Genomic DNA, 22,563 nt, shown 5'->3' with positions numbered 1-22,563 from the left:
GATTCCAGGTCGCCCAGGAAACGTTAGTTGGCGGCCGGCGTGAACTTCGACACGATGGTCTCGACCGGCTTGAACGCCTGCTTGGCGAGATCGCTGTAGAGGCCGGCGATCTTCTGCGATTCCGCGACGAAGGTCTCGTAGGCGGAACGGGCGAAATCGGTCTGCGCTTCGACGGCCTTGTCCAGCGACTTCACACCGGAAAGCTTCTCGACGAAGGACTTGGTGTCTTCGAACGACTTCTTGGTGTAGTCGCCATAGGCGCTGGCGATCGCCTGAAGGCCGTGCTGCATCGAGGTCGCGGAGGCGACGTACTGCTCGAAGTGCTCTTTCCCGTAGCCCTGAAAGTCTTCAACCTTGAACATTCGGAATCCTTTTCCCTAGCTCTCGTCGGAAGCCCCGGCTCCCTGACTCTGCTCACAATTAGTGCAACGCACAAAAAAGTCAAGAATCTTGTGCGGCGCACAAAAATGCATGCAAATTCGCGGAGATTCCCGGGGGTTCCCGCAATGGTTCCTTAAGCTTTTGGAAACCGCGGCCCCGTACTTTGATTCCCTGGACGTCTTCAACTTCCGCAAGCGGCCGAAAGCCGTTGAAGAACATCACCTTAGCCAGAATAGCGGCTCAGGGCCAACCTCCCCCGCGGCGAACACCTGTGGAGGGGCAGCCTGAGCAGGTAATGATCCCGGATCTCATGGGCACAATTTCGCCTCACGAGCCGGTGATCAAGTCAGAAACGGGGACGGGGTTTCATGCTTCGTAAAAACTTGTCTTCCTCGCGCTTGGCGCGGATTGGCGTTTTCGGGCTTCTTACGGTCACCACCGCAGTCATCTTCACCACCGATGCTGCCGAGGCGCGGCGCCATTACGCGCAGCATCGCGTGCAGCGCGATGTGTCCGAGAGTTCCAGCCCGAAATTCGCGTCGATCATCGTCGACGGCAATTCCGGCTCCGTGCTCCAGGCAACGAGCCCCGACGGGATCCGCCATCCGGCCTCGCTGACCAAGATCATGACGCTCTATCTGCTGTTCGAGCGTCTCGAGTCCGGCAAGATGAAGCTCGACACCGAGATGCCAGTGTCGCAGCACGCCGCCGATCAGGATCCGACCAAGCTGAACCTGCGTGCCGGCCAGACCATTCGTGTCGAGGACGCTATCAAGGGTCTCGTTACCCGCTCGGCCAACGACGCAGCCGTGGTGATCGCGGAAGCGATCGGCGGCGACGAGGACGACTTCGCCCAGATGATGACGCGCAAGGCGCGCTCGCTCGGCATGTCCAGGACGGTCTATCGCAACGCCAACGGTCTTCCCAACGACGAGCAGGTCACGACCGCGCGCGACCAGGCCACGCTCGGCCGCGCCATCCAGGAGCGCTTCCCGCGCTACTATCGCTATTTTGCGACCTCGACGTTCAACTGGCACGGACAGTCGATCCGGAACCACAATCATCTGCTCGGTAGTGTCGAGGGCGTGGACGGCATCAAGACCGGCTACACCCGCGCCTCCGGCTTCAATCTCGTGACCTCGATGCGCCGCGGCAACCGCCACCTGATCGGCGTGGTGCTGGGCGGCCGCAGCGGCGGCTCGCGCGATGCCATCATGCGCAACCTGCTCGCAGAGAACCTCGATAAGGGCGCGACCACCCACACCGTCGCCGCGGTCACCGAGCGCAATGGCTCTGGCGCCGCTGTCGAGGTCGCCGATACGTCGGATACCCCGGCCCCCTCCGCTCCGCAGGTTCAGGCCGCCGCCGCTCCTGGCCCCGAAACAGCCCCGCAGCGTCTCGCCTCGCGCCTGTCGGCGCTTGCTGCTGCGACCGCCGCGATGCCTCCGGCTCAGCCCAGATCTGAATCCAGCAAGCCTGAAGTTCGGCCGACTGAATCCAAGATCGAGCCCGCGCCGCTCACCAACGGTGTGATCTCGAGCCAGCCGCTCTCCCTCATCCCCGGTTCGTCCGAGCCGATGAAGCCGGTCCGGGTCAAGACCGTCCAGGTCAAGGCCGGCACCGTGAAGGTCGCCTCCGCCGCCCCGGCTCAGGTCGCACCGCAGGTCACGAGCACGATCGCGGCCCGCTCCGACGTCGCCGAAACCTCCAGCGCCGTCGTCGCCCGGGCAGACCTCATCAACAAGCGTGAGGTCGTCAGCCAACCGGAAGCTCCGAGGGCCGAGCTCGCCCGTACCGAGCTGCCGCGGCAGCCGGCGGGCTTCGGCACCGGCAATGGCATCCTCGGCGTATTGCCGGCCGCAACCGCCGCCGCGCCCGCTCCGGCCGTCGCGAGGCTCGCTTCAGCCGAGCCGACGCTGCAGCCGGTCCAGATGAGCGCCACCACCAGGCCGGCCGTCACCCATAGCGGCTGGATCGTCCAGGTCGGCGCGCTCGAGAGCGAGAACGAAGCCCAGCAGCGCATCGACGCGGCGCGCAGCTCGGCCCGCGGCCTGCTCAGCAAGGCCGACCCGTTCACCGAGGTCGTCGCGAAGGACAATCGAAAGCTCTACCGCGCCCGCTTCGCCGGGCTCGAGCGCGACCAGGCCGAAGCCGTCTGCCGCACCCTGAAGCGCGCCGATATCTCCTGCATCACCGTCCGCAACTGATCTTTCGCACCGCGCCAATCAAAAAATGCCCGCGCCTTGCGCGGGCATTTTCATTTTCGGGATGCGGTGATGCCAAGACCTTTCGATGCCAAGACCTTTCGATAGCAAGGCTGCGATGCCAAAGGCCGTGATGCCAGGCTGTTTGATACCGGGGCTGTTCCACGACAACCTCTCGTCAAGGATTTACGGTTAAAATTTTGCGCAAGGGATCGACCACGCCGACAATGGCGGGCATCGGGGCGACGGCAAACAGAGCAAGTGGGGCTCACACGGGACGGGCGTTTGTAGCGTGGTGCCGGAGTTAGCCGTTATGCGTACGAAGCAGAGTATCCTTGGCCTCGTTTACACGGGCAGCGAGATACGTCGAGCCCCCCTGGTCGGGATGCAATTTCTTCATCAGGGACTTGTGGGCGCGGCTGATATCGTCACGCCCCGCCCCCGGCTGCAAGCCAAGGATCTGATAGGCCTCCTCCGCCGTCATTTTGCCGCTCGCCACCGTGCGGCGCTGCCCCCCTGCCGCGTTGCCCTGCGCGTTCTGACGCCAGGCGGGAAACCGGCGGTCCAGATAGCTTTCAAGTAAGGCCACGCTCTCGGCGTCGAACGCCGGGACCATTGCCAGCAGGCCAGCCAGATCGAACTCGTCGAGATCGCGCCCGGCATGAGGCCCGGCGACGATCCGGCCTCCGAGCTGGCCAGACTCGTGATCGAGCCGCATATCCAGGAATTGCGAGCGCACGCGCGAGGCCTGACCGGCCGGGCGCGTCGCGCCTCCGCCGAACAGTCCGCCGACGTTGCCCAAGCCGGCGTTTGCCAGTGGTGTCCAGCCCAGGAGCCCGGCGCCGAAGATCCCGAGCGGGATCGCCACCACCAGTTCGCCCCGCAAGCCCGTGAACGCTGCGACAGCCAGCGCCACCACGCCGCCACCGAACCTGATCGTGCGTGCCAGCACGGCCGGATTGGCGGAACGAAACATCTGGAGCAGCAGATAAAGGGTGATAACAGCGATAGCGCCGGCAATCAGGGTCATGGCCGGAATATACCCGGCCTATCGTCAAAATGCATGGTGTCTTGTCCCCCGCGGACCGCGCCAGCGCTACTTCATCTGGCCGATCAGCCTGGCCGCGCCGCTGGCGGTCTTCGCCAATTGCAACAGCGCCTCGCGTCCGCCGGCGGCGTAGGCGGCAGCTGCGCGCAACAGCTCGCGCAACTGCGCCGCCGCGCCCGGATCGAACCGGCACCAGGCGCCGCCGGTCAGGCGCGCGATTTCGCGAAAAGCCTGCTCGGCGACGGCGTCATGGCCCTCCTGAAATACGAACACAGGCACCTTGAGCATGCCGAGCTCACCGGCCTTGGCACAGAGCTCGTCGACGTTCTCTTCCATGGCGTCGCCGACGAAGACAACGGCGCGCACGCCGGATGCGACCGCCTCGCGCCGCGCCTCGCTCAGCACCTTGCCGATCTGGGTGTCGCCGCCGCGGCAATCGATCTTGCTCATCAGCGCCGCAAGCCTGGCGCTGTCGGAAATCCATCCCGTGGCGCGGCACTCGTTGAATCCGCGATAGTAGACGAGCCGGATGTCGAGACTGCCGAGCGCGGAGGTCTCACGGAACATGTCAGCCTGAAGCGCGCAGGCCATGTCCCAGGTCGGCTGCCGGCTCATCGTCGCATCCAGCGCGAAGATCAGCCGGCCTTTCGCACCGGGAGCATGTGGCGACAGCGCTCTCGCGTTTGCGACGAAGGCGGCGATGTCCTCCGAGGTCGACGCCCCCGCCTGCGGCACCGCGCCGCCTGGTTTCGCCGAGACGGCATCGCGGCCGCGCGGTTTGATGGGTTCGCCCGACATCCATTGACCCTGCGTGAGCGGCTAATGTGGTTAGCGCGCGCAGCCCGGTCAATGTGCAAAGCCCCCGCAGGCAGGAGCCGGCGGGGGCTTTGAAAATCGATACTGACGATGAGGAAGACGTTAGCTCTTGGCAGGCGCCATCAACGCGACCGGACCGGGCTCGAGAATCTTGGGCGGGGACGATTGCGTGTCGACCGGCGCGACCTCGCTGTCAGTCGCGCTCAGGAACTTGTCGAGCATGCCCTGGATCGAGTTCTTGGCTGCGTCCGGACCGGTGTCGCGCATGTCGTTGTGCTGGAATTCGGTCTTCACGACCTGGATGCCGGCCTTCTCGCATTCCTCGTCGGTCGGGATCACACCCGCATCGGTCTTGAACTGCGGGTCCTGCGAACGGAACGACAAAATCTTGAACTTGCCGGCGGTGACGAAGGGCACGCGCAGATTGTCGAGCGTGACGACCTTCTTGACCTCGTCCGGATACTGCTTGGCGAAATACATCGTGATGTCGCCGCCCATGGAGTGGCCGACCATCGTCACCCTGCCGTAGTCGGCGTTGGGCTGAACCTTCTTCATCTCTTGCATGGCAAGATGGATGTTGGCGACGCCGCGCAGGATCTGCGGCAGCCGGCCGACATAGAGCTCGCCGGGCTTGGTCACCATCGGAGGATCGGTCGGCAGATCATGCTGCGGGCTGACGACGAGGTAGCCGCGCGCAGCGAAGATGTTGGCGAGGAAGCCGTACTCCGTGTTCTTGACGGTATTGCCGTGGTTGATCACGGCGACCGGCATCGTGATCATGCCGGCATTGGCCTGCATTTCCTTGTCGCGACGGATCGCGATATCGACAGGCACGGCGCGGTTGTCGCGCGAGGCGTCGTAGAAGGTGATGGTCTCGTGTTTGATCGCCCACTTGCTCGCCGTGAAATAGGCGACGCCGCAGAGGGCACTGACCGAAACCAGAACGGCAATTCCACGCTTCATTTTCGTCCTCAGCCTCAGGCTCGTGCGGCCTGAATCCCTGTTGAAAATCGTGTTCTTCCGGAGCTCTTCGGCCCCTGGTCGCCTATTCCCTAATATATGTCACAGGGGCGTGACAGGAAGGCCAAATATTGTGAACTGACAGCCCTTTCATTGTGCGTCGCACACGTTTCTTGGGCATCCCTGCTCTCATACGGCTACGTCAGGGTGCACGTCACCCTCCGAAGCAACCGGTCTCGATTGGGTTCAATTTCGCAGTAAATGCGAGGTGAAAACGGCCGAGCGAAGGCTCGGTTCCCGTGGGGGGACCCGGCCGCTTTGATCGACTGGAAGTAGCAATATACCGCCGCTCAAGCGCCGAGGATGTCGTGGACCTCGAGCGGCTTATCGACCTGGTTGAACCACTCGGCGCGGTTGGCCGCACGGCGGCGGCCGCGCTCGTCGAGCGGAAGCTTGAGCTGGCGGAGCAGGCTCGTCACCTCCTCCCGCGCGGTCAGATGGCCGAGATTGGGCCGCATGCCGAGCGTGGCCTCGTCGATCTCGTCCAGCGCGGTCAGGCCACGCGGGAAGAACTCGCGATAGACGACGCGTTCGGCGAAGCCGTCGACGTAGCGGAAGCCGAGCCGCAGCGACAAATCTTTCAACCCCTCGGCGACGAGCTGCTTGTTGCGGGAGCCGAGCATCGACAGGCGGTTGCGCACGACGATCCAGTCGGTGGTCGCGCCATCGAGCTGGCGGCGCTTGCGGCGGGTGTCTCGCACCATCTCGGCGTAGTGGCTCTCGCACGTCACCGCGTAGTTGGCGGGATCGACGGTGCCGAGCACGTCGAAATCGAGGAAGCTGTCATTGATCGGGGTCACCAGCGTGTCGGCCATCGAGTGCGCAAGCCGCATCAGATAGCTGTCGGTGCCGGGCGTATCGATGACGATGAAGTCGAAGCTGCTCTCGACCGCCGAGACCGCCTCCATGAACTGAAGGAACTCGGAATTCTCGTTCTCGGCGACCTGCATGGTCTCGCCGAGCTTGATGCAGCGATGCAGCGGCAGTTCGAGGTCAAGCTTGGTGCGGCGCGCCCAGGCGGAACGGTTGTTGATGTAGTGAGTGAAGCTCTGCTGACGGCAGTCGAGGTCGATGGTGGCGACGCGCTGGCCGGCTTTCAGAAGCGCGACCGCGATGTGCAGGGCGGTGGTCGACTTGCCGGAGCCGCCCTTCTCGTTGCCGAGCACGACCACATGCGCCGCGCCGGACTGGCCTTGGCTAGCTTGCACAAGCATCGCGATCCTTAACACCCATAACGAATATCTTCGAGTTGGCCGCGCCTGCGGTCAAGTGAAATGCGTGACAGGTAATGCAATTCGCACGCCGCCGTTCTTCATCATGAATCGCGGCGTCTTCTCTCGTCTGTGATCCAACCCACAATGTCGCGACGTCGTGCGCGGCCTTGCGCGGGATGCTGTGCCGCAGTCGGACGCATGGCGTCCACGGTCGCCGCTTGTTAAGGTTAGTCTGCCGGCGCCGGGACGCGCTCGCCGATTCCCAACCCCGTCGAGTTCTGATGTCACGCAGCCCCTTGATCGCCCGCACGGTCCCCGCCTTGCGACGCGCGGTCGACAATCTTCGCAAGCGAAAGGCCACGATAGCGCTGGTCCCGACCATGGGAGCGCTCCATGACGGCCATGTATCGCTGGTGCGCCTCGCCAGGCGGCGCGCGAGCCGCGTGGTGGTGTCGATCTACGTCAACCCGACCCAGTTCGCACCGACCGAGGATTTTGGCGCCTATCCGCGAACCTGGAAGGCCGATATCGCCAAGCTCGCCGCCGAGGACGTCGATATCGTCTGGCACCCCGGCGCCGAGGCCATGTATCCGGAGGGCTTTGCGACCCGCATCGTGCCGGAGGGACCGGCGCTGGCCGGCCTCGAGGACCGCTTCCGCCCGCATTTCTTCGGGGGTGTCGCGACCGTCGTCGGCAAGCTGTTCACGCAGTGCCGGCCGGATGTCGCGATCTTCGGCGAGAAGGATTTTCAGCAGTTGCGGGTGGTGACGCAGATGGCGCGCGACCTCGACCTCGGCGTCAAGGTGATCGGCTCCCGCACCGTGCGCGAGCGCGACGGGCTCGCGATGTCCTCCCGCAACGTCTATTTGTCGCCACAGGAGCGGCAGACCGCAACCACGCTGTACCGCGCGATGAAGGAGAGCGCCGGGCGCATCCGCGCCGGCGAAGCGATCGCTTCCGCAATGGCGCGCGGTGCCGGTATGATCACGGCGGCTGGCTTTGCGCTCGACTATTTTGAGCTGCGCCATGCTATCACGCTGGCGCCGGCCACCTCGCGCACGGACGGCCCTTTGCGGATCCTGGTCGCGGCCAAGCTTGGCAGCACCCGGCTGATCGACAATATCGCGGTCTAGAGCAATCCGAGATCGCGCAGCTCGCGCCGCATCGGCTCCGGCATCGCGGCGATCGAGCCGGCTGCGGACTTGCCGAGATCAGGCGGCACGGAATCGTCGGCGAGATAGCGCCAGCCCTGGAACGGGCGCATCGGCCGCGGCGACACCAAGATCACCTTCGGCTGCATCACGATCCGGCAGCGGCCGATGCCGTCCTTGTCGCGGAACGGCTCGATGCCGATGATTTTTTCGCGCGCGGCGACTTCGCCCTTGATCACCCAATAGAGCGACCCGCCCGATAGGATCTCGGCGTCGCGCTTGGGCACCATGCGGGTGATGTGGATGTGATGTTGCGGCAGACCCTTCCGCTTGGCGGTCTGCATCCGTTCGGCGGTCCACTCCTTCAATTCCTTGACGGAGTCGCAACCGACCGCGAGCTTGATCAGATGTAGTGGCATGCCCCAGCATTAGCCGGGCAGCCACGCATTTGGAATGCCGATCTACTCGTTATCCGCAGCCGCGGGCGCCGCGGCCGGCGGCGCCAGCGGAACCGGCGGTGCCACCGGCGCCCGCGCAGCCTTCGGCGCAGACGGTTTCTTTGCGGCGGGCGCGGCGGCCTGTGCCGAAGCCGCTGCCGGCGCGCGCGGAGCCGGCGAGGCCCCAGCGTTTGCGGCGGGCGCCGCCTGGCGCGTTGGCGGCTCCGGATTCATGATGCTGATCGGCGGCGTCGACGAGGCGCTCGGGAACTCCGCATTGGTCGGCTTGCCCGTCGGCATCGACGGCGGCAGTCCGGCAAGCGCGGCAGTGGCCGGCAACTGCGACATTGCAGGCGCATTCCAGGTCGGCGCGTAGCGCGCGACCAGCGTGTCGTAGAGATGGGAATCCATGTTGGCGGCGACCTGCTGCTGATCGGTCAGCGAGCGGAAGGCCGCGCAGTCGAACTGTGTGCAGCCGTCGCGCGCAACCAGCACCTGCGCGACCAGGCCGTAGCGATCACGCTCCAGCGATCTGCGCAGCACCTTCACGTCGAGCGTCAGGCTCTTCTCGGCGGTCGCGGCATCGCCGAGCGCCATCAGCCGGTCGATCCTGGCCGCGGTGTAGGAGACCGCCGCGGCGGCTGCGTCAGGCGCGCCGAACAGCGACTTCTCGCAGCCAATGGCCACGGCATCGCCGGCGAGATCGTCGAGACAGGACAGCGCCGGCAGGCTCGCGATGACCGCGGCCTGCGCACGCGCCTCGGTCGGCGTGGCCTGCCCCGCCGGTCCAGAGACGTGCACATTGGCAGCCAATGCGACGGCGATGGCGAGCAGTGTGATGACGGTCAGCACGCCGTTGGCGACCGATCTTTCGGCACGCAGCAGCGTGATCAGGAGGATCAGTCCGAAGAAGCCGGCAGCCGCCAGCGTCATCCACATCGGAAAAACCGGCGAGCGCCAGGTTTGGTCGAGCGGCGAGGCCCATGCCCAGTTCATGCGCGACGTCCCCTCACGCGAGCAGAGAGCGAATGGTCAAAGCAAGCACCGAGAGTCGGCAACTGCCCCCGGCCCACCTTTTGAAGGTGAAGCGGGCCTTTTGACGGCGGCAGGATGGAATTCCCCGGTACGCGCCAACGCGCGGATAGCGTCGGCTTCAGGACAGCGCGAGCTGGCTTTCCTTGGCGACGCGTTCGAAGGCTTCGGTCGAGCTCTTGATCCGGTACTGGCAGTCGTCACCATCCGTCGGCAGCAGGCGGATGATCTCATACGATCCGCTGGCAGCGGGGCGTGCGACATTGCTGGCCGTGAACAACACGCGCGATCCAATAGGGAATTTGTGCTTCAACACCCTCTCCATCACTCAAACAACGCCTGCCACGCCCATGGTCCCACTGCGTCGGCCGGCCGGAAACCCGGCCGTCATATAGCATGCGGCCGGCCTTTTTGGCCAGCAGTATGCGACATGGCAAACCTGCCAATTTTGCAGTTATTTCAGAGTGATGCCCCCGGCCGCTGATACCGCTGCAACCGGTTCTTCAGGCGGTATGGGGCAAATGGCCGTCGGGGCTGGCGTGATCCACGGCCTTGGGCAGTTCCTGGGCCAGAATCTGGCCCAACTGGTCGACCGGGATGTTGTAGCGCGCAGCCAATTGGCGGACGGTGTCGCTGCCGAGAACGGCGCGGAGCTGGTCGGCCGAGATCGGCAGGTTCTGGCCGTTGCCGAGCCAGGATTTGACCTGGTCACCGAACCCCGCCTGCTGGAGTTTTGCGACGATCGCGCCGAGGCCGCCCTGATTGTTGCTGCCGATCACCTCGTTCAGCACGGCCGGCAACACGGCTGCGCCGAGCTGACCGAGCGCGCTACGGAGCGCCGGGTTGTTCTCCAGCGAGTCCAGGATTCCCATGACTGTGCCCTCTCCTAAGCCGTAGCTCCGCCGCGATTGAGCGCCGCCATGCGCCGTGCCGTCAAGCCGCGCTCAATCACATTCGCGACTACACGTTCTCGAACTTTTCGATGACGAGCGTTTCGGCGAGCCCGTCCCGGGTCCATTCCTGGAACGCCGGCAGCGCCAGCATCGTCTCCATGTAAGCCTTGGTCTCCGGCGTGATTGCGATCGCGTAGGTGCGGAAGCGGTGCACGACCGGGGCATACATCGCATCCGCCGCGCCGAAGCGCCCGAACAGGAACGGACCGTTGGCGCCATACCGGGCCCGGCACTCGCGCCAGATCTCCTGCACGCGCGCGATATTGGCCTGGGCGTCCGCCGACAACGTCACGGGCCGCACCGGGCGGTGCAGGTTCATGCCGCATTCGTTGCGCAGGGCCATGAAGCCGGAATGCATCTCGGCGCACACCGAACGGGCATGGGCGCGGGCGGCGGCGTCGTCGGGCCACAGCTTCACGTCCGGGAAGCGCTCTGCGAGGTATTCGATGATGCTGAGCGAATCCCACACCGTGATCTCGCCATCGACCAGCACCGGCACCTTGCCGGCGCGGCTGAACGAGATGATCTGCTCCTTGTCCGCGGGATTGTCGGTGTAGAGCGGGATGACGGTCTCGACGAACGGGATGTCGTTGGCGCGAAGCGCGAGCCAGGGCCGCATCGACCATGACGAGTAGTTCTTGTTGCCGATTGCGAGTTTCAGCGCGGCCATGTCATCAGTCCTTCCCGAGACGTCTTGAAGCGAGCTGCTTTTAACGCCATCGCCTGCCGCCAATCAATCGTTGCTGCACCTCGCCATGCGTGGCAAGCGTTGCGATCCTCGCCAGGAGACAGACATGAGCAGGCACTGGGTCGACATCACCGCCGTCGGCTTCTTCATCATCGAATGGCTGGTCTACGCGCTGACGCTGGAGCATTCGGCCTATGGCCGCGACAGCCTGTCGGCACGCATGAACCGCTACCGCGAGGTCTGGGTGCGCCGGCTGCTCGACCGCGACGCGCGCATGGTCGACATGCAGATCATGGCCTCGCTGCAGAACGGCACCGCCTTCTTCGCCTCCACCAGCCTGATCGCGCTCGGCGGCGCGCTGGCGCTGCTGCACGCGACCAACGACGCCATTGCGATTCTGGGCAAGCTGCCGATCGACCTCAGCCCCTCGCCCGCGCTGTGGGAGCTGAAATGCGTCGGCCTCGTCCTGATCTGCGTCTACGCCTTCTTCAAATTTGCGTGGTCGTATCGCCTGTTCAACTATGTCGCGATCCTGTTCGGCGGCATGCCGCCGGTCTCGCAGCGCGGCACGCCGGAGGCGGAAGCCCATGTCATCCGCACCTCGCGCCTGTTTGAATCTGCCGGCCGCCATTTCAACCGCGGCCAACGCGCCTTCTTCTTCGCACTCGGCTATCTCGGCTGGTTTGTAAGCCCCTGGGTGCTGTTCGTGACCACGGCAGCCGTGGTGATCGTGACCTGGCGGCGGCAATTCGCCTCGAGTGCGTGGGAGGCGATGGCGCCGGAGGTGGTGGATGGCGATGAGATGAAGCGCGGTCGTTGATGGGCTACGCGAGAGCTAGCCGCCGAAATCCCGCGGGCTGAACGGAAGGTCCATCACCTTCCATTCCCCGTATTTGTCGGCCGGCAGCATCTTGTAGGGCTGGCAGGCCTGGAGTGCGCTTATTGCGGACTTCACGAGGGCCACGCCCTTCGCGGACGGCGGGGCTTCGATCAGGATCGGCTCGCGCGCCAGCGTGCCGTCGGTGGCGAGCACCGTGCGCAGCTTGACGTTGACGTTGTCGGTCGGGGCGACCCCGGCCGGCAGTTTGGCGCAGCTTCGCAAGTGACGACGCAGCTCGGCGATGATTTCGGCCGGCAGCTTGGCTGCGATTGAATCCTTGGCGTCGCCGCCATCGTCCTTGGGGGCGTCTTTCGGCAGCTCCAGCGGCAATTCCGGCGGCAGGCCCAGCATGACGCCGTACTTGACGGTGACGTCAGGCTCCGGCGCCTGATAGGTCGGCGGCGGTGCGGCCCCTGGCTGGTGCATCGCTTGCGGCGGCGGCGGTTGCGGCTGTGCGTTGGCCTCGCTCGGCTTTGGCAAGGGCGGCTGCTGTGGCTGTTGCTGCTGCTGCGCAGGACGTTGCGGCTCGGGCGAGGCCTGCGGCGCCGGCGATGGCGATGGTGATGGTGATGGTGATGGCGCGGCCTGTTGCTTGGCCGCAGACTTCGTCGCCGCGGCGGGCTTGTCTTTGTCGTTGTCGGTGAAATCCAGCTTCGGCAGTTTGAAGTCGGGGATCGGCTCCGGCGGCTTCTGCTTGAGCTCGTCCTTGAGCTCGTCCTTGGCCTTCTCCTCGGCTTTGGCCTCCTCCTGCTTCATCTGCTCCGGCGTCACGATGCTGACGGAAACCGATTCGGGCGGGCTGGCGTGAAACGGATGGACTTCGCTGATCACGATGATCAGCGCGACCAGCGTCAGATGGGCGATCGCCGACGCTGCAATGTCCGTCCGTATGATCTTCCGCAGTTCCATTGCCTGACTTCGGGTTGCCAAGCTGGTCCTAGCATACGGCAGCCCCCTCTCAATCCCATTTTGGCGCGAAGCCGAAATCGGTCAGGCGCCCCCTGGGACTGGCCAGCGCGGCGATCTGGGCCATCTCGTCGTCCGAAAGCTCGAAATCGAAGATATCGATGTTTTCCGACAGACGTTCGACGCGCGAAGTGCGCGGGATCGCAGCGACATTCTGTTGCACCAGCCAGCGCAGGCAGATCTGCGCCGGCGTCTTGCGATGCAGACGCCCGATCCCCGCGAGCGTCTGGTCGGTCTTGATCCGCCCCTTGGCGATCGGGCTGTAGGCGACCAGCGCTAGCGCGTGCTGGTCGCAGGCCGCCCTCACCTTCGCCTGGTCCAGATAAGGGTGGTATTCGACCTGGTTGCAGACCAGCGGCTCCGGCGACAGTGCGACCGCCTGCTCGATCAGCGCCACCGTGAAATTGGAGACGCCGATGTGGCGGGTCAGGCCCATGCGCTTGGCATGCGACAGCGCGCCCAGCGTCTCCTCCAGCGGCACGTGCGAATTGGGCCAGTGCAACAGCAGGAGATCGACGGAGGGAAGCCGCATGCGCGCCAGGCTCTCCTTGACCGAGCGCTCGAGATCGTGGGGCGCGAAATGGTTGGTCCAGACTTTTGTCGTCAGGAAGATGTCGTCGCGGCGCACGCCGGAGGCGCGCAAGCCGTCGCTGACCTCGCGCTCATTGTCGTAGACCTGTGCGGTGTCGATGTGGCGATAGCCGAGCCGCAGCGCCTGCTCGATCACACGCGCGCACATGCGCCCGCTCAGCTCCCAGGTCCCCAGCCCGATCGCCGGTATCCTTGCGCCATTGGCCTCGACGAACAGCATGAGGAATCCTCTCTGTCGCGGTCGCCCCAAATCATCATCCAAGCGTCATTATGAACCCGGCTGGTGACACTGCCAACGGACGACGCCGGCTGCCAGACCGGATATTCGGCGCAATGCTAACGGGAGGTTCGCACCAGCTTTGCGTCAGGTCTGGAGTTCAGGCTTTGGCGAGCGCCTGGAACACGGTGTCGGGCGCATGCGCGATCACGGCAAGCAGCGCGCGGGCCGGTCCCCGCGGGGCGCGCTTGCCCTGCTCCCAATTGCGGATGGTTTCGACGGGAACGCCCAGTTTGGCCGCGAACTCCATCTGGGTCAGGCAGGCGCGGCGGCGCAAATCGCGCACCGCGAGCGAGCTGGCTTCGGCCGGCGCTGCGCGGCCCGCAGGCTGGATTGGAAAGGGCTGGATTGGAAGCGGCTGAACAGGAAACTCTTGCCCGTCCCGCAACTCGACGATCCGTCCGTCCGCCTTCAGCCGCACACGCATGCTCATTCCCCCAAGCAAGGGCGATGATGCGGCAGGCCGCTTAAGTTCGGATTAAAGATAGCGGCGGCGTATACGGTCTCGTGCCCCGGTTCTGCGCAGCAGCGTTTACGCGCGTCTTCGACGCGCTACGGCGCCGCAGCGCGCCCGGGACACGAGAGACCTATCTCAGCCCGAACCACAACGTCGCGATACCTAGGAAGGAGAAGAACCCGACGACGTCGGTGACCGTGGTCACGAACGTGCCGGAGGCCACGGCCGGATCGGCCCTGACACGTTCGAGCGCCATCGGGATCAGGATGCCGCCGAGCGCGCCGGCGAAGAGGTTCACGATGATGGCGAGCCCGATGACGATGCCAAGGCCCGGGATCTTGAACCAGGCCACCGCCGCGATTCCCGTGATCACGGCGAAGGCGAGGCCGTTGACGAGGCCGACCAGCCCCTCGCGCATCACCACGCGCCAGGCATTGGAGGAGCCGAGCTCGCGCGTCGCCAGCGCGCGCACCGCGACCGTCATGGTCTGGGTCGCGGCATTGCCGCCCTGGCTCGCGACGATCGGCGCCAGCACGGCGAGCGCCACCATCTTCTCGAGTTGGCCCTCGAACAGGCCAAGCACCGAGGACGCCAGAAAGGCGGTGGCGAGATTGACCAGCAGCCAGTTGAACCGCGCGCGCGCAATGGTGAACACGGTGTCGGAGAGCTCTTCGTCGCTGTTGACGCCGCCGAGCGCCTTGAGGTCCTCGTCCGCCTCTTCCTCGATCACGTCGACGACGTCGTCGACGGTGATGACGCCGACGAGGCGATCCTGGGTGTCGAGCACCGGCGCTGCGACGAGATTGTATTTGCCGAACATGCGCGCTACCTCCTCCTGGTCCTCCAGGACGGAGACGCGGCGGCGATCCTCGTCGGTCAGCTCAACGAGCGCCACCGGGCGGCGGGCGCGCAGCAGCACGTCGAGCGAGACCGCGCCCTGCCAGTGCTGCTCCTTGTCGACGACGTAAATCTCGTAGAAGCGCTCGGGCAGATCCGGCGTCTCGCGCATGTAGTCGATCGCCTGGCCCACGGTGAAATCCTGGGGCACTGCGATGAACTCGGTCTGCATCCGGCGGCCGGCGGAATTTTCCGGATAAAGCAGGCTGCGCTCGAGCACGACGCGTTCCTTGAGCGGCAGCTTCTCGAGGATCTCCTCCTGATCGGCCTGGTCGAGGGTTTCCAGCAGCTCGACGGCGTCGTCGGATTCAAGCTCGCGGACACCTTCCGCGACGGTCTCCGGCGGCAGTTCCTCGAGGATCTCCTCGCGCACGCCCTCATCGAGCTCGTTCAGCGCGGAGAAGTCGAAATCGCGCCCCGTCAGCTCGACCAGGCGGACGCGGTCGTCGGGCTCGAGAGCCCCGATCAGATCGCCGAGATCGGCCTCGTGCAACTCGGCAACGCAGGCGCGCAGCGCGGCGCTGTTGCCGGCCTCGATCGCATGGGCAATTTCCTCGACGAATTCGTGACGAATTTCGCCGTCTTCATTGCGCATCGGCACGTGGTCGAGTACCGACTCCGCGGCAGATGCGGCACCGTCCATATGTTCATCCATGGCGCGCCTCGCCGTTTGACAGGTTGGAACGAGTGGTCTGAGCTGATGGTTCAGGCAATACCCACAAGGCAACTCTGAGCGCAATGACAAAGATGCTTCGACTGAGGTGGGGCTCGATGGCGGCAGGCGCAGCGCTGACCGCCCTCGCCGGTATCGCCTCGACTCAAGCCGCCGAGTGCCCGCGCAAGGACGCGCTCGGCACCTCCCGCGTTCTGAGCGTCGACGCCAGGACCACGCCGCGCGTGGGCCTGAAGAGCTTTCCGCAGACGTTAGCCCTCGCCGATCACGAGGTCGTGCTGACCTTCGACGACGGACCGCATCCGCCGACGACCTCGAAGGTGCTGGCGGCGCTGGCGCAGGAATGCGTGCGCGCGACCTTTTTCCTGATCGGCCTGCACGCCTCCGAACACCCTGACATGGTCAAGCGCATCGCGCGCGAGGGCCACACCATCGGCCACCACACCTTCTCGCATCCGTTCATGGCGCGGATCCCGTTCGACAAGGCGAAGAGCGAGATCGACCGCGGCATTGCCGCCGACGAGATGGCGCTACACGGGACGTCGACGACGACACCTTCGACGCCGATCTTCCGGTTTCCCTATTTCGAAGCCACGCAAGCCGAGCTCGACCTGCTTCAGTCCCGCGGCATCGTCGTGTTCGGGGCTGACCTCTGGGCCAGCGACTGGAACGAGATGACGCCGGAGCAGGAATTGAAGCTTGTCACCGAGCGCCTCGCCGCCGCCGGCAAGGGCATCATCCTGTTCCACGATCCCAAGGCACGCACGGCCGCGATCATGCCGGCCTTCCTGCGGTATCTGAGGGAGAACGGCTATCGGGTGGTTCACGTCGTACCGGCGGGCACATCACAGAAGAATGCCGACGCCCGTTGATGCCGGAATGTCACGCCGTCGCAAAATGGGGTGATTTGCGCCCTATTAACAGTCTGTTCATGCTACGCCATGCAAGTATTAAGGGCTGCTTGTAACGGGAAAGGTTCTTGCGCCTGAACCATTTTCTGATGTCTCCGACCTACTATGGCGGCAATCGCATAAGAGGGCAGACGGGATTCATGATCGGAAGTAGCGTTGTTGTTCGGACGCGATCGTCGATCGTCCTTTGCCTTGGCGGATTCCTTGGTTTCCTGACCATCGGCTCGACGGCGGCCGTTGCGGCCGACTGCCCCGGCCATCCGGACGCGCTTGGGACGTCGCGCACCCTCGTGGTCGATCCGCACGAGCATCCGCGCATCGGCACCATGCAGTACCGCGAGACGCTGCCGCTGAAGGACCATGAAGTCGTCCTGACCTTCGACGACGGTCCGCTGCCGAAATATTCGAACCAGATCCTCCAGATGCTCGCCGACGAGTGCATCAAGGCGACGTTCTTCATCATCGGCGAACAGGCCAAGGCGAATCCGGAAGGCGTGCGCAAGCTGGTGGCGGCGGGCCACACCGTCGGCACCCACAGCATGAACCATCCGCTGACGTTCGACCGGATGCCGCTCGATAAGGCCGAGGCGCAGATCAACGGCGGCATCGAATGGACCTCGGCTGCGATGACCGATCCGTCCAAGCTGGCGCCGTTCTTCCGCATTCCAGGCCTGATGCGCGCCGAAGGCGTCGAGAACCTTCTGATCTCGCGCGGCATCCAGGTCTGGAGCGCCGATTTCCCGGCCGACGACTGGCGCCATGTGTCGTCCGATCGCGTCTATCAACTCGCGATCCAGCGGCTGGAGGCCAAGGGCAAGGGCATCCTGTTGCTGCACGACATCCAGGCCCGCACGGTGGCGGCACTGCCGAAGATCATCCGCGACCTCAAGGCGCGCGGCTATCGCATCGTGCATGTGGTGCCCTCGACCGCCGAGCGGCCGGCGACGCCGACGACGCCGGTGGAATGGCTGCTGCATCCGCCGACCGAGACCACGCCGATCGCGCGCTGGCCCGCCGTGCCGAACTTCGTGTTCGCGGAGACCAAGATACTGTCGGCGCCCTCGCTGGCCGACGTCAACGCGCAGACCGATCATCAACCGCTGCTGCCGCGCAGGACCATGGCAATGGCCAATGTCGCGGCCACCCTGCCCGTGCCCGGCCGCGATCTCTTTGCTATCCCTGAAGGCTCGCTAGAGGTGCTGCTGTCGACGACCTTGTCACGGCGCGCCGCAACGCGGCTGGCGATGGCAGCCGAGACGCCTCGGGCGGCCAGGGGCAAGGCCGGCAAGTTGCGCGGACATCGCACTGCACATGCCGCGCCGGCGGGAGCGAAGCATGCCGCGGCCCCCAAGAGCGCTGCTCAGAAGGGCGCCGCGACGCATCCGACGCGTGTCGCGAGCCTGAAGAAGCGCGCGCAGTAAAAGCCCTACTGCCGCATGATGTTGGCGACGCAGAGCAGCACGATCAGCGCCAGGAAGAACAGGTCCATATAGGATTTGAGCTCGCCGTCGCGCCGCAGCCGCGCAACGTCGGCCACGACCTGCTTGCGCACATTCGTTCCGCCCGCGCCGGCATTGAGCGGAGCCTGAAGGCGCTTGGTCTCGGCCTCAAGTTTCTCGATCTTCTGGTAGAAGAAGAAAGCCCGCAGCGTCGAGGCCGCGCGCATACCGGTATAGACCAGCACCAGGATCGCGATGATCGCCCGGTTCTGGTACTTCTCCATGAAGTTCAGGCTGAAATAGACCATCGCCATGAATGCGAAGTTGGTCACGAACCGATAGACGAAGCTTAGAAAGACCATGCGGGCTCAAGCCTTGAAGGGGTGGCGCAACCGGATCGTGTTGCGAATACGGGATCAGGGGGCCCAGAGCGGAACAGCCGGCCTGGATGCCGTGCAGGCCCCGTCTACGCCAATTTTGTTTCAACAAAGATACTATTGCCCCTGCAATTGCCGCCTTTTAGCCACGCGCGCGCCGCCATAATGCAAGCTGGAGCACGGCTGTCGGCCCGTTCCGCGCGCCTGCTGCTGCAACGGCTCAATGGAGATTTGGCGAAAGCCGCGATAGACTACCGCCACCACATGTGGGGGCTGCCGATGCCGAAGAAGGGAATCACCGGCCACGACGACTGGGTTCTGACCGAGGCGCTGGCGACCGCGCTGGTCGCGCTGGAGCAGCTCGAAACCAAGCACCAGCCGAACGCGCATATGGACGACATCCGCAAGATGCTCTCGAACGGCAAGGAGCCGGCGGCGGTGAGCCTGCACCTCGCCCAGGCCAAATGCCGACTGTTTCCCGACCTCGATCCGCTGGAGATCTACCGGGAATACGGCATCGGCGACGAATACGGCTGAGGGCGCCGTTGACCGGCCCAACTAGGGGCCGCCGGAGACCGATCCCGCGATCACCATGACCAGCGCGGCAAGGTCGATCTTGCCGTTGACGATCAGCTCCTCCGAGCTTTTCAGAGCGTCCGTGTCCTGGACCTTGAGCGATTGCGGCCGGTTCGCCGCCTGCCGCTGCAGTTCGCCAATGATGGCTTCCTTGAGCTTCTCCTCCAGCATGGACTTTGTCCTCAGGCTGCCATCGCACGGCAGGATTGTGCGCAGGAGCGGCACATGGCGACGCACTCGTCCATGCCGCCGAGCCGCTCGCAATCCTCGGCGCATTCGGTGCAGATTTCGGCGCATTCGCCGCACGTATGCCGGTGATGCGGCGTGTTGATCAGCATGAAATGCGCCGCCGTCCGGCACATTTCGGCGCACGCCATCATCAGGCGGAAATGCTTGGGCTCGACGTGCCTGCCGCCGGTCTCGAGGCAATGGTTCATCGCCGTGCCGAGGCAGGTCTGGTAGCAGCTCATGCAGAGCGCGATGCAGCGCGTCATGTCTTCGGATTGAGCCATCCGTTTTCTCCAATGCTCGCCCCCTGCACCGGTCAACCAGCGGGATGTTGTGATCGTTCCTGCCGTCGTGCCGATTGCGACATCGGGGGAACCTCGCAAAGCTAGCCGTAACGCGTCGCGCGCACCGCCCGGTAGCGAGCATCGGTCTGCGGCTTGATGAACAGCGCCGCCACGCTCGGATGGCGTTTGCGTATCTCGGTCTCGATCGAAACGACGCATCGCTCGATGTCGTCGGCGCGCTTGTCATCCGCAAATTCGATGCTGAGGGCCGCAACGACCTCGACCGGCGACAGCTGCACCGTCAGAAGGCCGTTGGCCCTGAGCACGCCGGGCGAACGCCTTGCGATGTCGAGGACCGATCGCGCAAGCTCCGGATCGGCGGGCTCGCCGATCAGCAGGCTCTTGCTCTCGCGCGCGAGACCGATCGACACGATCGCCAGCAATATCCCGATCAGGATCGACCCGATCCCATCCCAGACCGGCTGGCTCAGCAATACGGCGGCCGCAGTGGCCGCCGCAGCAATGGCGATGCCGACCAGCGCCGCACTGTCCTCGAGCAGCACCATGAATGCCGGAGGGTCCTTGCTGCGAACGAAAGCCTGATAATATCCCAACCGCTGGCCGTCCGAGCTGAAGCGCCGCAGGGCAATCAGCCAGGAGCCCCCTTCAAACACGAACGACAGCCCGAGCACCACGAAGCTGACGATCGGACTTTCGATCGGCGCGGGTGCGGTGACATGCAGAATGCCCTGATACAGCGAGACACCGGCGCCCAGCGCGAAGATGAGCAGCGCAACGATGAAGCTCCAGAAATACAGCTCGCGCCCATAGCCGAGCGGATGGGATTCATCGGGCGAACGGCTCGCGCGCCGGTAGCCGTAAAGCAGCAGGATCTCGTTGGTCGTGTCGACGAGCGAATGCACCGCTTCGCTCGTCATGGCCGAACTTCCCGTCCACGCGGCGGCGCCGATCTTCGTGACCGCGACGAGGACATTGCCGAGCAGCGCCGCATAGACCGCGGTCCTCGAGGATGATTCTGTTGCCAATGTCCGATACCCCGTTCCTCATGCCAGCCGTCGCGGCAGGCTGCGGTGGATCGTGCAGGCGGCGACCGCGGCGTGGCCGAACGCGACCGAGATCTGGTGCAAGTCGGTGACGACGTCGCCGATCCCGTAGAGCCCGTCGACGGAGCTGCGCTGATGGTCGTCGACTTTCAGGTAACCCTCCCCGGTATGTTCGGCCCCAAGCGTCATCGCGAGATGCGAGCGCACCTCCGCACCCATCACCGGGTAGACCATCTCGAATTGCGCTGTCCGGCCGCCTTCGAAGACGGCTTCGACGCCGTCGTCTCTCCGCCTCAGGCGCACGCCGGGCGCAACCACGACCTCGACACCTGCTTCAGTCAGCTCCGACGCTGCGGTCTTCCCGTCATCCTCGCCCGTTGCGAGCAACGTCACGTCGCGGGAGTAGCCGCGCAGGAACAGCGCCTTGCCGGCGGCACGGTGAAGCGGGCCGACGATTCCGATACGGTGGCCGATCGCCTCGAAGGCGTCGCAGACCGGACAATAACGCAACAGCCCGTCCGCGACCGCGGCGCGCCATTCGTCGAACGGCGGATGGGTGTCGACGATACCGCAGGCAAGGATGACGGTGGCGGCCGCATGCACGTCGCCATTCCAGATCGCCTGAAAACCGTGGTCGCGCCGCCGCAGGGCGGTGACCTCGGCGGTCACCCGCGTGACCGCGAGTTCGTCCAGCTGCGCCGACATGCGTGCCATCAAGTCGGTGCCGGACAGGCCGTGGACGAAGCCCGGCACGTTGTGACTGCGCGGGATCAGCGCCGCCCGGCTTGCGCCTGCGTCCACGACACAGACACGGCGCCGAAATCGCGCGAGGTAGATCGCGGCCATCAGCCCGGCCGGGCCGCCGCCGACGATCAGGCAATCATGCGATTGATTTTCCCCGCTCATTTGGGAATCGGATCGGACAGGCCCTCACCGGGCTCGCGAAGCTGTCCGCTCCGCGCCAGCCGGACCGCATTGCCGAGCGCGCGCGCCGCATTCCGCACCTCCTCCTGGAATTCGCCGTCGTCATCGAGCGCGCGGTGCGAGGTGGCGTATTGCTCCATGTAGCCGACATAGCCGTCGAGCTCGGCGAAGCGGCCCGCCGAGATCAGCTGCATGTCGGTCAGCCAGTCCGATAAGGCGCGGCGCACGCCCTCGGCACCCACCGCATCGCCGTGAACAACGAGGCCGAAATGACGGCCGGCGAGATGGCGGGGATAAGACCAGCCCTTCAGCTCCAGCGCCTTCGCCTCGGCGGCCTCCTTGCCGTGGGTCGAGGTCGGATCGGGATTGCCGCCGTCGGCGCAGACCATGCGGTCCATCATCGCCTTGAGCCCGGCGGGCACGTGATACCAGTTCACCGGCGTCACGATCAGGATGCCGTGGGCCGCGACCCACAGCGGATAGATATCGTTCATCCAGTCGCCGGTCTGCCCCAGCGAATAGTTCGGATAGCAGCTGCAGGGCCAGTGGCAGAGCGGCATCGCGGTTCCGACGCAAGACTTGCAGGGATGGATATGCTTGCCGAACTCCGAAGCCAGGCGCGACAGATCGAGGATGTCGACGGCAAACCCAAGCTCGGCAAAAACCGGTTCAGCGAGCTCGACCAGACGCCAGGTCTTGGACATCTCGCCGGGACAGGTGTGCTCGCTGCGGGCCGAGCCGTTGATGATGAGGATACGCGGCGTCTCGTCCGCATCGTCATGAATTCGCTGCGCCGCCAGGATTTTCGCGCGCGCGTCGAGCCAGTCGATGGCGATGTCGTAGTCGGGATCGGAGAATCCGGCGCCCGCCTTTCGCGTCAGCGGGACCTTGCGTGAATGGCTGTAGGCATCCCAGGCAGCGCCGACGATGGCATCGAGCTCGCGCTGGAGCGGTGCAAAGGCGGGATCGATGAACTGGTTTTTGTAACGCCGTTCGAACGCCTCGCGCGACAGCTTGACGGGCGGCATCCCCTTGCGAACGTCGGCTTCCGTCATGCTGGCTCCTGGCGAAGTCG

26 protein-coding genes are annotated in these 22,563 nt (G+C 65.0%); 6 read left to right on the top strand and 20 right to left on the bottom strand.

Translation table 11 applies throughout. The features are described from left to right. Positions 1-23 precede the first annotated feature (23 nt). Positions 24-362 carry a phasin family protein gene (locus ABIB06_RS26315; RefSeq protein WP_247340694.1) on the bottom strand — a complete coding sequence of 113 codons (339 nt, stop codon included), beginning with the start codon at positions 360-362 and terminating at the stop codon, positions 24-26. Positions 363-749: 387 nt separating this feature from the next. On the opposite strand from ABIB06_RS26315, the gene ABIB06_RS26310 reads away from it, so the two are divergent. Further along, positions 750-2,588 carry a serine hydrolase gene (locus tag ABIB06_RS26310; protein ID WP_354069348.1) on the top strand — a complete coding sequence of 613 codons (1,839 nt, stop codon included), beginning with the start codon at positions 750-752 and terminating at the stop codon, positions 2,586-2,588. Positions 2,589-2,889: 301 nt separating this feature from the next. Here the strand turns inward: ABIB06_RS26310 and ABIB06_RS26305 are convergent, their stop codons facing one another. From ABIB06_RS26305 to ABIB06_RS26290, 4 genes are all read right to left on the bottom strand, one after another. After that, on the bottom strand, positions 2,890-3,615 hold the full coding sequence (locus ABIB06_RS26305; protein WP_247444347.1) for a DnaJ domain-containing protein: 726 nt from the start codon (positions 3,613-3,615) through the stop codon (positions 2,890-2,892). A gap of 66 nt (positions 3,616-3,681) precedes the next feature. Then, a complete protein-coding gene (locus ABIB06_RS26300; protein ID WP_247444348.1) occupies positions 3,682-4,431 on the bottom strand; it encodes a vWA domain-containing protein in 750 nt (249 codons plus the stop codon). A gap of 120 nt (positions 4,432-4,551) precedes the next feature. Next, complete coding sequence (locus ABIB06_RS26295; protein ID WP_247340699.1) at positions 4,552-5,412, bottom strand: alpha/beta fold hydrolase; 861 nt, start codon at positions 5,410-5,412, stop codon at positions 4,552-4,554. A gap of 347 nt (positions 5,413-5,759) precedes the next feature. Beyond that, positions 5,760-6,683, bottom strand: a complete 924-nt coding sequence (locus ABIB06_RS26290; protein ID WP_354053065.1) for a division plane positioning ATPase MipZ — start codon at positions 6,681-6,683, stop codon at positions 5,760-5,762. A 281-nt stretch (positions 6,684-6,964) separates the two neighbouring features. On the opposite strand from ABIB06_RS26290, the gene panC reads away from it, so the two are divergent. Then, positions 6,965-7,816 carry a pantoate--beta-alanine ligase gene (gene panC, locus ABIB06_RS26285; protein ID WP_354053066.1) on the top strand — a complete coding sequence of 284 codons (852 nt, stop codon included), beginning with the start codon at positions 6,965-6,967 and terminating at the stop codon, positions 7,814-7,816. On the opposite strand, the gene ABIB06_RS26280 is transcribed toward panC, so the two are convergent. From ABIB06_RS26280 to ABIB06_RS26260, 5 genes are all read right to left on the bottom strand, one after another. Further along, positions 7,813-8,253, bottom strand: a complete 441-nt coding sequence (locus tag ABIB06_RS26280; RefSeq protein ID WP_354053067.1) for a DUF1489 family protein — start codon at positions 8,251-8,253, stop codon at positions 7,813-7,815. The genes panC and ABIB06_RS26280 overlap by 4 nt on opposite strands. Before the next feature lie 42 nt (positions 8,254-8,295). Then, complete coding sequence (locus ABIB06_RS26275; protein WP_354053068.1) at positions 8,296-9,267, bottom strand: hypothetical protein; 972 nt, start codon at positions 9,265-9,267, stop codon at positions 8,296-8,298. 157 nt (positions 9,268-9,424) lie between these two features. After that, positions 9,425-9,628: a hypothetical protein gene (locus ABIB06_RS26270; protein WP_007603227.1), complete on the bottom strand. Its 204-nt coding sequence runs from the start codon at positions 9,626-9,628 to the stop codon at positions 9,425-9,427. 178 nt (positions 9,629-9,806) lie between these two features. Continuing rightward, positions 9,807-10,175 carry a YidB family protein gene (locus ABIB06_RS26265; RefSeq protein ID WP_247340704.1) on the bottom strand — a complete coding sequence of 123 codons (369 nt, stop codon included), beginning with the start codon at positions 10,173-10,175 and terminating at the stop codon, positions 9,807-9,809. Positions 10,176-10,263: 88 nt separating this feature from the next. Beyond that, positions 10,264-10,926 carry a glutathione S-transferase family protein gene (locus ABIB06_RS26260; RefSeq protein WP_354053069.1) on the bottom strand — a complete coding sequence of 221 codons (663 nt, stop codon included), beginning with the start codon at positions 10,924-10,926 and terminating at the stop codon, positions 10,264-10,266. A gap of 124 nt (positions 10,927-11,050) precedes the next feature. Between ABIB06_RS26260 and ABIB06_RS26255 the strand changes: the two genes are divergently transcribed. After that, positions 11,051-11,764 (top strand): DUF599 domain-containing protein, encoded by a 714-nt coding sequence (locus tag ABIB06_RS26255; protein ID WP_354053070.1) that lies wholly within the window; start codon positions 11,051-11,053, stop codon positions 11,762-11,764. Between the two features lie 15 nt (positions 11,765-11,779). On the opposite strand, the gene tolA is transcribed toward ABIB06_RS26255, so the two are convergent. The 4 genes from tolA to mgtE all read right to left on the bottom strand — a co-directional run bounded on the left by tolA (position 11,780) and on the right by mgtE (position 15,667). Beyond that, positions 11,780-12,733 (bottom strand): cell envelope integrity protein TolA, encoded by a 954-nt coding sequence (tolA, locus tag ABIB06_RS26250; protein WP_354053071.1) that lies wholly within the window; start codon positions 12,731-12,733, stop codon positions 11,780-11,782. Positions 12,734-12,782: 49 nt separating this feature from the next. Then, positions 12,783-13,601, bottom strand: a complete 819-nt coding sequence (locus ABIB06_RS26245; protein WP_354053072.1) for an aldo/keto reductase — start codon at positions 13,599-13,601, stop codon at positions 12,783-12,785. 157 nt (positions 13,602-13,758) lie between these two features. Continuing rightward, the gene (locus ABIB06_RS26240; RefSeq protein WP_354053073.1) at positions 13,759-14,091 is read right to left on the bottom strand and encodes a helix-turn-helix domain-containing protein; all 333 of its coding nucleotides are present in this window, start codon (positions 14,089-14,091) and stop codon (positions 13,759-13,761) included. A 154-nt stretch (positions 14,092-14,245) separates the two neighbouring features. Further along, positions 14,246-15,667 carry a magnesium transporter gene (mgtE, locus tag ABIB06_RS26235; protein WP_247340712.1) on the bottom strand — a complete coding sequence of 474 codons (1,422 nt, stop codon included), beginning with the start codon at positions 15,665-15,667 and terminating at the stop codon, positions 14,246-14,248. 116 nt (positions 15,668-15,783) lie between these two features. Between mgtE and ABIB06_RS26230 the strand changes: the two genes are divergently transcribed. Next, the gene (locus ABIB06_RS26230; RefSeq protein WP_354053074.1) at positions 15,784-16,557 is read left to right on the top strand and encodes a polysaccharide deacetylase family protein; all 774 of its coding nucleotides are present in this window, start codon (positions 15,784-15,786) and stop codon (positions 16,555-16,557) included. A gap of 179 nt (positions 16,558-16,736) precedes the next feature. Continuing rightward, complete coding sequence (locus ABIB06_RS26225; protein WP_354053087.1) at positions 16,737-18,017, top strand: polysaccharide deacetylase family protein; 1,281 nt, start codon at positions 16,737-16,739, stop codon at positions 18,015-18,017. Positions 18,018-18,022: 5 nt separating this feature from the next. Here ABIB06_RS26225 and ABIB06_RS26220 read toward each other — a convergent pair whose 3' ends face one another. Next, entirely contained in the window at positions 18,023-18,397 is a 375-nt protein-coding gene (locus tag ABIB06_RS26220) for a hypothetical protein (protein WP_354053075.1), read from the bottom strand. A 279-nt stretch (positions 18,398-18,676) separates the two neighbouring features. Between ABIB06_RS26220 and ABIB06_RS26215 the strand changes: the two genes are divergently transcribed. Next, a complete protein-coding gene (locus ABIB06_RS26215; RefSeq protein WP_354053088.1) occupies positions 18,677-18,949 on the top strand; it encodes a hypothetical protein in 273 nt (90 codons plus the stop codon). A gap of 21 nt (positions 18,950-18,970) precedes the next feature. On the opposite strand, the gene ABIB06_RS26210 is transcribed toward ABIB06_RS26215, so the two are convergent. The 5 genes from ABIB06_RS26210 to ABIB06_RS26190 form a co-directional block, all read right to left on the bottom strand. Further along, complete coding sequence (locus ABIB06_RS26210; RefSeq protein ID WP_247340717.1) at positions 18,971-19,159, bottom strand: hypothetical protein; 189 nt, start codon at positions 19,157-19,159, stop codon at positions 18,971-18,973. 11 nt (positions 19,160-19,170) lie between these two features. Then, positions 19,171-19,500, bottom strand: coding sequence for a four-helix bundle copper-binding protein (locus ABIB06_RS26205; protein WP_247340719.1), 330 nt, complete (start codon positions 19,498-19,500; stop codon positions 19,171-19,173). 101 nt (positions 19,501-19,601) lie between these two features. Then, positions 19,602-20,546: a cation diffusion facilitator family transporter gene (locus ABIB06_RS26200; RefSeq protein ID WP_354069346.1), complete on the bottom strand. Its 945-nt coding sequence runs from the start codon at positions 20,544-20,546 to the stop codon at positions 19,602-19,604. An 18-nt stretch (positions 20,547-20,564) separates the two neighbouring features. Further along, a complete protein-coding gene (locus tag ABIB06_RS26195) occupies positions 20,565-21,470 on the bottom strand; it encodes an NAD(P)/FAD-dependent oxidoreductase (protein WP_354053077.1) in 906 nt (301 codons plus the stop codon). Further along, a complete protein-coding gene (locus ABIB06_RS26190) occupies positions 21,467-22,543 on the bottom strand; it encodes a flavodoxin family protein (protein ID WP_354053078.1) in 1,077 nt (358 codons plus the stop codon). The genes ABIB06_RS26195 and ABIB06_RS26190 overlap by 4 nt, the downstream gene beginning before the upstream one ends. Positions 22,544-22,563 lie beyond the last annotated feature (20 nt).

Origin of the sequence: Bradyrhizobium sp. LB8.2, from assembly GCF_040548035.1 — a bacterium.
Classification (GTDB): Bacteria; Pseudomonadota; Alphaproteobacteria; order Rhizobiales; family Xanthobacteraceae; genus Bradyrhizobium.
The sequence above is the reverse complement of the archived record's forward strand: the minus strand, read 5'-3'. Positions and strand labels throughout refer to the sequence as shown.

Coding starts and splice junctions, on each gene's coding strand:
- ABIB06_RS26295 (WP_247340699.1), bottom strand. CDS start 5,412: ATGAAGCGTGGAATTGCCGTTCTGGTTTCGGTCAGTGCCCTCTGCGGC.
- ABIB06_RS26315 (WP_247340694.1), bottom strand. CDS start 362: ATGTTCAAGGTTGAAGACTTTCAGGGCTACGGGAAAGAGCACTTCGAG.
- mgtE (WP_247340712.1), bottom strand. CDS start 15,667: ATGGATGAACATATGGACGGTGCCGCATCTGCCGCGGAGTCGGTACTC.
- ABIB06_RS26275 (WP_354053068.1), bottom strand. CDS start 9,267: ATGAACTGGGCATGGGCCTCGCCGCTCGACCAAACCTGGCGCTCGCCG.
- ABIB06_RS26240 (WP_354053073.1), bottom strand. CDS start 14,091: ATGAGCATGCGTGTGCGGCTGAAGGCGGACGGACGGATCGTCGAGTTG.
- ABIB06_RS26270 (WP_007603227.1), bottom strand. CDS start 9,628: ATGGAGAGGGTGTTGAAGCACAAATTCCCTATTGGATCGCGCGTGTTG.
- ABIB06_RS26220 (WP_354053075.1), bottom strand. CDS start 18,397: ATGGTCTTTCTAAGCTTCGTCTATCGGTTCGTGACCAACTTCGCATTC.
- ABIB06_RS26225 (WP_354053087.1), top strand. CDS start 16,737: ATGATCGGAAGTAGCGTTGTTGTTCGGACGCGATCGTCGATCGTCCTT.
- ABIB06_RS26290 (WP_354053065.1), bottom strand. CDS start 6,683: ATGCTTGTGCAAGCTAGCCAAGGCCAGTCCGGCGCGGCGCATGTGGTC.
- ABIB06_RS26305 (WP_247444347.1), bottom strand. CDS start 3,615: ATGACCCTGATTGCCGGCGCTATCGCTGTTATCACCCTTTATCTGCTG.
- ABIB06_RS26265 (WP_247340704.1), bottom strand. CDS start 10,175: ATGGGAATCCTGGACTCGCTGGAGAACAACCCGGCGCTCCGTAGCGCG.
- ABIB06_RS26255 (WP_354053070.1), top strand. CDS start 11,051: ATGAGCAGGCACTGGGTCGACATCACCGCCGTCGGCTTCTTCATCATC.
- ABIB06_RS26280 (WP_354053067.1), bottom strand. CDS start 8,253: ATGCCACTACATCTGATCAAGCTCGCGGTCGGTTGCGACTCCGTCAAG.
- ABIB06_RS26230 (WP_354053074.1), top strand. CDS start 15,784: ATGGCGGCAGGCGCAGCGCTGACCGCCCTCGCCGGTATCGCCTCGACT.
- ABIB06_RS26300 (WP_247444348.1), bottom strand. CDS start 4,431: ATGTCGGGCGAACCCATCAAACCGCGCGGCCGCGATGCCGTCTCGGCG.
- ABIB06_RS26205 (WP_247340719.1), bottom strand. CDS start 19,500: ATGGCTCAATCCGAAGACATGACGCGCTGCATCGCGCTCTGCATGAGC.
- ABIB06_RS26210 (WP_247340717.1), bottom strand. CDS start 19,159: ATGCTGGAGGAGAAGCTCAAGGAAGCCATCATTGGCGAACTGCAGCGG.
- ABIB06_RS26245 (WP_354053072.1), bottom strand. CDS start 13,601: ATGCTGTTCGTCGAGGCCAATGGCGCAAGGATACCGGCGATCGGGCTG.
- ABIB06_RS26215 (WP_354053088.1), top strand. CDS start 18,677: ATGTGGGGGCTGCCGATGCCGAAGAAGGGAATCACCGGCCACGACGAC.
- ABIB06_RS26195 (WP_354053077.1), bottom strand. CDS start 21,470: ATGAGCGGGGAAAATCAATCGCATGATTGCCTGATCGTCGGCGGCGGC.
- tolA (WP_354053071.1), bottom strand. CDS start 12,733: ATGGAACTGCGGAAGATCATACGGACGGACATTGCAGCGTCGGCGATC.
- panC (WP_354053066.1), top strand. CDS start 6,965: ATGTCACGCAGCCCCTTGATCGCCCGCACGGTCCCCGCCTTGCGACGC.
- ABIB06_RS26310 (WP_354069348.1), top strand. CDS start 750: ATGCTTCGTAAAAACTTGTCTTCCTCGCGCTTGGCGCGGATTGGCGTT.
- ABIB06_RS26260 (WP_354053069.1), bottom strand. CDS start 10,926: ATGGCCGCGCTGAAACTCGCAATCGGCAACAAGAACTACTCGTCATGG.
- ABIB06_RS26190 (WP_354053078.1), bottom strand. CDS start 22,543: ATGACGGAAGCCGACGTTCGCAAGGGGATGCCGCCCGTCAAGCTGTCG.